The following is a 7,561-nucleotide window of genomic DNA, read 5'->3' on the forward strand; positions in this document are numbered from 1 at the left end:
GCCCCGGCAACCAGCAGGGCGCCGAGGCCCCCCGCGACGACGGATCTTCTTGACAGGGTCTTCATGGGGAAACTCCCATATCCTTGGATATCAGTGGCCGCCGTGGCCCATCTCGAACCGCGCCTGCACCGGCTTCTGGCCGGGCATGGTCAGCGCGGTCACCACCTTAACGCTGTCGTGCGCGCCGCCCAAGTTGGCCTGCCCCTTCAGCGCGTTGGCGCCCGCCGGCTCCAGCGCCACCTTCTGGGTCTGGCGGTTGGCCAGGATGGTCGCCTCGGCCTTGGCGCCGGTCACGTCCACCGGCTTGTCGGCGGCGTCGGTGACGTAGAGCACGACGTCGTTGCCCTTCAACACCAGTTCGGCGTGATACGGTCCGGCGTCGGTGCGCGCCCCGCCGTTCGGGCCGATCTTCGGGCCGTCCGCGACGGCGGCGGCCGGCACGGCAAGCAGGGCGGCGGCGAGGAGGAGGGTCGAGAACTTCACGGTGGGATTCTCCTGGTTCAAGGGGATCAGTACGCCTCGGCCGGACGCAGCGAACCGGCCTGGGCTTCGACCAGACGGTTCAGCGGCGCTTCGCCGAGCTTGAGGAAGAGGACGGGCGTCAGCACGGTGTCGAGCAGCGTGGCGCTGATCAGCCCGCCGAAGATGGTGACGGCGACCGGGTGCAGGATCTCCTTGCCCGGCGCGTCGGCGCCGATCATCAGCGGCACCAGGGCGACGCCGGCCGACAGCGCGGTCATCAGCACCGGCGTCAGCCGCTCCTGGCTGCCGCGAGTCACCATGGCCTGCCCGAAGCGCTCGCCCTCGTGCAGGACCAGGTTGATGCAGTGGCTGATCTTCAGGATGCCGTTGCGCGTCGAGATGCCGGTCAGCGTGATGAAGCCGATCATGGAGGCCACCGACAGCGGCTGTCCCGCGATCCACAGCGCCGCGACGCTGCCGATCAGCGCCAGCGGCACGTTGCCCATGATGATCAGCGCCAGCACGGCCGAGCGGTAGCGGCTGTACAGCACCAGGAAGATCAGCGCCAGCGACACCAGCGACAAAACGGCGATGGTCTTCGACGCCTCCTCCTGCGCCTGGAAGGTGCCCTCCAGGCTGGTGAAGGTGCCGGGCGGCAGCGGCGTGCGGGCCACCGCGTCGCGGATGCCGGCGACGATCCGCGCCATGTCCGTCCGCCCGTCGGTGTTGGCCAGGATGACGATGCGGCGCTTGCCGTTCTCCCGCAGGATCTGGTTGGGCCCGTCCGTCTCCTCGACGCTGGCGAACAGGCTGAGCGGCACGCGCCCCGCCGGCGTCTCGACCAGCAGGTTGGCGAGGCCACCGGTGGTGCGGTCGGCGTCCGACAGGCGCAGCACCACATCGAACCGGCGTGTGCCGTCGACGATCTCCGACACCACGCGGCCGTTCGACAGGCCCTCCAGCGCCTCGGTCGCGATGGCGGGGGTGACGCCGTAGAGCGCCGCGCGCTCGTAGTCCACCACCACCTGCACCTGCGGGATGCGCACCTGCTTCTCGACCTGGAGGTCGACGAGGCCGGGGATGCCCGACAGCTTCTGCTGGAACTGCCCGGCGAGGCTGCGCAGCGTGTCCAGCTCCTCGCCGTAGATCTTCAGCGCGACCTGGGCGCGCACGCCCGACAGCATGTGGTCGAGCCGGTGCGAGATCGGCTGGCCGATGTTCACCGACACCGGCAGCGCCGCGAGGCGCCCGCGCACGTCGGCCAGCACCTCCGCCCGGCTGCGCTCGGACGGCGCCAGATCCACGTCGATCTCGCTGGAATGCACGCCCTCCGCATGCTCGTCCAGTTCGGCACGGCCGGTGCGGCGGCCGACCGACTTCACCTCCGGCACCTGCATGATCAGGCGTTCGGCGGCCAGCCCGACGCGGTTGGATTCGGCCAGCGAGATGCCGGGGTTCAGCACCATGGAGATGGTCAGCGTCCCCTCGTTGAAGGGCGGCAGGAAGGCGCGCGGCAGGCTGGGCACCGTCGCCGCGGCGATCAGCACCGCCGCGCCGATGCCGGCGAACAGCGTGCGCGGGTGGCCGAAGGCCCAGGCCAGCAGGCGGGCGTTCCCGGCCTTCAGCCGCCGCACCAACCCGCTGTCGTGCTCCTCCAGCCGCTTCAGCTTCGGCAGTAGATAGTAGGACAGCACCGGCGTGACGGTGATGGCGGTGAGGAGGCTGGCCAGGATGGAGACGATGTAGGCCACGCCCAGCGGCGCGAACAGCCGCCCCTCGATGCCGGTCAGCGCGAACAGCGGCACGAACACCAGGATGATGATGACGGTGGCATAGACGATGCCGGACCGCACCTCCTGCGAGGCGCTCGCCACCACCTCCAGCACGGAGCGCGGGCTGCCGGCGCGGCGGTTCTCGCCCAGGCGGCGGAAGATGTTCTCCACGTCGACCACGGCGTCGTCCACCAGCTCGCCGATGGCGATGGCGAGGCCGCCCAGCGTCATGGTGTTGATCGACAGGCCGAACGCCTTGAACACCAGCACCGTGATCAGGATCGAGATCGGGATGGCGGTCAGCGAGATCAGCGTCGTGCGGACGTTCAGCAGGAACAGGAAGAGGATCACCGCCACCACGGCCACCGCCTCCAGCAGCACCGTCTCGACGTTGCCGATGGAGGCCTGGATGAAGTTGGCCTGTTTGAACAGGATCTCGTCGGCGTGCACGCCCCTGGGCATGAAGCGCGCCAGCTCGCCCAGCGCCTTCTCCACCTCGGCGGTCAGCGCGGTGGTGTCGGCGCCCGGCTGCTTCTGGACGGACAGGATGACGGCGGGCTTGCCGTTCACCCCGGCATCGCCGCGCTTCACGCGGGCGGCGAAGTCCACATCGGCGATCTGGTGCAGCAGGATCGGCTGCCCGGTCTTGTAGGCGACGACGAGGGTGCGCAGGTCCTCCAGCCGCGTGGTGCGGCCGATGTTGCGGATCAGGTACTCCTGCGCGTGCTGGTCGATGAAGCCGCCGCCGGTGTTGGCGGAGAACTGCCGGAGGGCCTTCGCCAGCTCGTCCGTGGTGATCTCCAGGTCGTGCAGGCGGGCCGGGTTGGGCGTGACGCGGTACTGGCGGATCTCGCCGCCGATGGGGATCACCTGGCTGACGCCGGGAATGGCGAGCAGGCGCGGCCGCACCACCCAGTCGGCGATCTCCCGCACCTCCATGGCGTTGGCGCCGTCGCCGGACCCATCCTTGCTGGACATGGCAATGAGCATGATCTCGCCCATGATCGACGAGATCGGGCCCATCTGCGGGCGGACGTCGGGCGGCAGCTGGCCCTGGACGATGGACAGCCGCTCGGCCACCTGCTGGCGGTTGCGGTAGATGTCGGTGCCCCAGTCGAACTCGACGAAGACGATGGAGAGCCCGACGCCGGAGACGGAGCGCACGCGGGTGATCCCCGGCATGCCGTTCATCGAGGTCTCCAGCGGGAAGGTCACCAGCTGCTCCACCTCCTCCGGCGCCAGCCCCTCGGCCTCCGTCATCAGGGTGACCGTGGGCTTGTTCAGGTCGGGGAAGACGTCGATGGGCAGGCCGCGCAGCACGAAGGAGCCGTAGGCGACCAGCAGCGCCGCCGCGGCCAGCACGAACAGCCGGTTGCGCAGGCTGAGGTTGACGAGGACGTTGAACATCGCCGCCTCACCGGATCTGGTTCAGCAGGCCGGCGCCGTCGGTGACGATGCGCGCCTCCGGCTCGACGCCGGCCAGGACCAGCACCGTCTCGGCGTCCACCGGCTGGGTGCGCACCGGGCGGGCGACGAAGCGCTGCGGGCTGTCGTGCTGCCAGACGATGGGCTGGCCGCCCGCGTTGCGCACCACGCTGCGGCGCGGCAGCACGATGCCCCGCGCCTTGCCCTGGATGGGGGCGACGATGCGCACCGGCTGGCCGACGCTCAAGCCCTCCGGCGGGGCATCGACGCGGAACAGCAGCGGGATCGCCTGCTGGCGCAGCGCCAGGCTGTGGCCCAAGTGCTCCAGGTTCAGGACCGTGCCGTCGGCGGTGGTGGCGGTGGCGAGGTGCACGGTGTTGGCCACGCGCGGATCGAAGGCGACGGCCTCCACCATCAGCTTCGTGGGGTCCAGTATCTCGAACAGCACCTGGTCGCGCCCGTCCACGACCTGCCCGGCCTTCACGTTGTTGGCCGTCACCACCCCGGCGATGGGTGCGCGCAGCGCCTCCCGCGTCGTCAGCGTCGGCGACAGGGCGGCGCGGCGTTTGCGCAGGCCGTTCAGCGTCGCCTCCGCCTCCTCCACGTCGCGCTGGGGGACGTTGTGCTCCAGCCGGCGCAGGCGCTGCAGGCGGGATTCGGCGATGACGAGGTCCTGTTCGACGGCGGCGATCTGCTGCTGGATGCCGCTGCGGTCGACGACGGTGACCGCCGGGGCGATGTAAGCCAGCACCTGCCCGGCCTCGACCCGCTGCCCGACGTAGGGCAGGCCCTGGTCGCCGGGCTCGATCCGGCCACTCTGCGTCGCCTGGACGTGGCCGCCGCCGTTCGGGTCGGCGACGATCTGGCCGATCAGCTGCACGGTCTGCGCCGCCTCCCGCGGCGTGGCGATGGTGGTGCGGACGGCCAGCAGGCGCTGCGAGGGCTTGGGCACGTACAGGCTGCCGTCGGGCAGGCGGCGCGGGCTTTCCGGCGCGCCGGTGAGACCTTCAGCCATCGGCGCCGCCGGGGCCTTGCCCTCCTCTGCATGGCTGTGGTCCTCGCCCTCGTGCGCGAGGGCGGCGCCGCCGGCCAGCAGCAGGCCCACGCCGACCAGCGCCGCCCCGGCCACCGCGCGCGCCCGGCCGCGCCGCGTCAGCGCCAGCGTGGTCAGCACGCCCAGCAGGAAGGCCAGCGCCGCACCCGGCAGCAGCGCCGCGTCCGGCCGCAGGCGGCCGAGAAGGGCCGAAGCACCACCGGTCCCGCCGGCCGCCGGTGCGCTTTCCGCCGCCGGAAGCTCCAGCGTGCCGATGAGCAGGTCGGCGGTGTCGGCCGTGGCGACGGACATGGTCAGCTCGTGCGGCCCCGGCCTGGACAGCCACGCGGCCTGAAGGCGGTAGACGCCCTCCTCCCCCCGCACCGGCGCGGCCGTGGCGGACTCGCCGCCCGTGGTGACCTCAATGGTGGCGCCGTTCACCGGCTCGTTGGTGGTGAAGCGGTCGAGGTGGATCAGCAGGCCCCCGCCCTGCGCCACCGCCACGAGTTCGAAGTCGGCGGAGGCGGTTTCCAGCGTGGGCGCGGCGGTGGTGACGACCGGCTTCGGCTCGTCGCCGTGCGCATGCCCCTCGTGCGCCTGGGCGGGGACTGCGACCGGCGCGGCCACGCCCGCAGCGATCAGGGCTGCGGCGAGAAGGCGTCGGATGGTCATGGCGGAACTCTCCAGGGGATCTGATGGCCGTCGGGCGCGAATGGCCGCGTCCGACGTCCGGCCCCACGTGAAGGCGTGGGCGGAACGCGGACGGACTCGTGGCGTCAGGCGGTCAGAGCGGGGGGCGGAGAGCGGGGTCGCCGACAATGCCGTCGGGCGTGGCGAGGGCCGCCAGAAGGTTCACCCGGTCCAGGCGCGGGACGAAGGCGGCCGGCGTGCCGGCCGGGAGCCCGCCGTGCATGGACGTGCATTGGGCGACGCTGCAGCAGCTACCGTCGTCGAGCAGGCCGCCGTCGGTGCACGGCGCCCGTTCGTGGTCATGGACGGCGGCTGTCGCGTCGTGCGCGTCGGCCGCGCCATGGTCATGGTCATGGGCGGCATGCTCATGCACATTCGCGGTGGCGTGATGCGGCATCGGGCTGGCATGGCCCGGCACGGCGTAGACGAGCAGCGTGGCCAGCATCAGCAGGCCGACGACCACCGTCCTGAAACTCCACCGCACGCCGCACGCCATGGCGATCGCCTTGCCACCTCTGCCGAACCCGTCCGCCGGAAAGCCTAGGAGCATCCCGCCGCGCACGCAACAATAGGATGGGGACGGCGGCGCGCCTTGACAGGGGTCAAAGAAAGGATATCGCGGAATACCGCTCACGCCGGGGCCGACGGCAGGCGCAGCACGGCCCGCAGCCCGCCCAGCGGCGAGGCCTCCAGCCGCGCGTCGCCGCCGTACAGCCGCGCCAGATCCCGCACCACCGCGAGGCCGAGGCCGGTCCCCGGCACGCTTTCGTCCAGCCGCACGCCGGGCTGGAGCACCGCGTCGCGCCGCCCCTCCGGCAGGCCCGGCCCGTCGTCGTCGACGGTGAGGATCAGCGTGCCGCCGTCCTCCGCCTGTACCCCGATCACCACGCGCCGGCGCGCCCACTTGCAGGCGTTGTCGACGAGGTTGCCCAGCATCTCGTCCAGGTCTTCGCGCTCCCCGGCGAACACGTGCCCCGGCGCCACGTCCACGGCGATGTCCAGCTCCGCCGCGGCGTGCAGCGTGCGCATGACGCGGGCCAGCGCGGCGGCGCATTCCGCCACCGGCGTGCTGATGCCCGGCACGCCGCGCGACGCCGCCGCCCGCGCGCGGGCCATGTGGTGGTCCACGTGGCGGCGCATCACCTCGATCTGCCGGGCGATGGTGGCGCCGACCGCGCGGGCGTTGCCCTCGTTCAGGCCGGCCGCCTCGTTCGCCAGCACGGCGAGGTTGGTCTTCAGCGCGTGCGCGAGGTTGCCGGCCTGCAGCCGGCCGCGGCCGACCACCTCCTCCGCGTGGGCCAGCAGCGCGTTCAGGTCCTCCACCAGCGGCTGCACCTCGGTCGGCATCGGGGTGGCGAAGCGCTTCCGGCGCCCGGCCCGCACGTCGGCCAACTCGCGCCGCAGCCGCGCCAGCGGCCGCAGCCCGACCCGCACCTGCACCAGCGCCGCCGCGATCAGCGCCATGGCGAGCACGCCCAGCGACAAAACCAGCGTCATGTTGAAGACGTGCGTCACCCGGCGCAGTTCGCCCTGGTCGGCAGCCACGGCGATGCGGTCGGGCCCGGCGCGGTCCGGCAGCTGGACGGTGCGTTCCAGCACGGTCAGCGTCTGCCCCGCCGGCCCGGCCACCACGTGGCGGTGGATCTCGCCGTTTGTAAGGTCGTCGGCCGGCAGGGCCAGCGTGCCGTCCCACAGCGAGCGGGAGCGCAGGGCCGATTCGCCGATCCCCACCTGCCAGTACAGGCCCGACAGCGGCCGGCGGAAGCGCGGGTCGCTCAACGGCTGGCGCACCGCCGGGCGGCCGGCCGCATCCTCCTCCAGCAGGGCGGCCAGCTGTTCCAGGTGGGTGGTCAGCTCGGCCTCGAAGCGGCGGCGGACATGGTCCTGGAACAGGCCGGACAGGATGAGGCCGGCCACCGCCAGCGCCAGCGCGATCCAGACCGCGGCGCCCGCCAGCAGGCGGAAGCGCAGCGAGCCCGTGCCGACCCGGATCAAGGCGCGTCCACGCGGTAGCCGAGCCCGCGCACCGTCTTGATGACGTCGACGCCCAGCTTGCGGCGCAGGCGCCCGACGAACACCTCCACCGTGTTGGAATCGCGGTCGAAGTCCTGCGCGTAGACATGCTCGATCAGTTCGGTGCGCGACACCACCTGCCCCTTGCGGTGCATGAGGTAGGACA

The 7,561-nt window shown here is 72.1% G+C and carries 6 protein-coding genes; all 6 read right to left on the reverse strand.

Annotated features, from left to right (window positions below; genetic code table 11):
* Positions 1 to 90: 90 nt before the first annotated feature.
* Positions 91 to 483 (reverse strand): hypothetical protein, encoded by a 393-nt coding sequence (locus VED21_RS23965; RefSeq protein ID WP_324886768.1) that lies wholly within the window; start codon positions 481 to 483, stop codon positions 91 to 93.
* Positions 484 to 509: 26 nt separating this feature from the next.
* A complete protein-coding gene (locus VED21_RS23970) occupies positions 510 to 3,641 on the reverse strand; it encodes an efflux RND transporter permease subunit (RefSeq protein ID WP_324886770.1) in 3,132 nt (1,043 codons plus the stop codon).
* A gap of 7 nt (positions 3,642 to 3,648) precedes the next feature.
* Positions 3,649 to 5,364 (reverse strand): efflux RND transporter periplasmic adaptor subunit, encoded by a 1,716-nt coding sequence (locus VED21_RS23975; protein WP_324886772.1) that lies wholly within the window; start codon positions 5,362 to 5,364, stop codon positions 3,649 to 3,651.
* Between the two features lie 112 nt (positions 5,365 to 5,476).
* The gene (locus tag VED21_RS23980) at positions 5,477 to 5,932 is read right to left on the reverse strand and encodes a hypothetical protein (protein WP_324886774.1); all 456 of its coding nucleotides are present in this window, start codon (positions 5,930 to 5,932) and stop codon (positions 5,477 to 5,479) included.
* A gap of 80 nt (positions 5,933 to 6,012) precedes the next feature.
* A complete protein-coding gene (locus VED21_RS23985) occupies positions 6,013 to 7,377 on the reverse strand; it encodes an ATP-binding protein (RefSeq protein ID WP_324886776.1) in 1,365 nt (454 codons plus the stop codon).
* Positions 7,374 to 7,561, reverse strand: a 188-nt coding sequence (locus VED21_RS23990) for a helix-turn-helix domain-containing protein (protein WP_324886778.1), incomplete at its 5' end; no start/stop codon positions are given. The genes VED21_RS23985 and VED21_RS23990, both read right to left, overlap by 4 nt.

The organism is Azospirillum sp. (assembly GCF_035627195.1).
Lineage (GTDB): Bacteria > Pseudomonadota > Alphaproteobacteria > Azospirillales > Azospirillaceae > Azospirillum.

Coding starts and splice junctions, on each gene's coding strand:
- VED21_RS23970 (WP_324886770.1), bottom strand. CDS start 3,641: ATGTTCAACGTCCTCGTCAACCTCAGCCTGCGCAACCGGCTGTTCGTG.
- VED21_RS23975 (WP_324886772.1), bottom strand. CDS start 5,364: ATGACCATCCGACGCCTTCTCGCCGCAGCCCTGATCGCTGCGGGCGTG.
- VED21_RS23980 (WP_324886774.1), bottom strand. CDS start 5,932: ATGCTCCTAGGCTTTCCGGCGGACGGGTTCGGCAGAGGTGGCAAGGCG.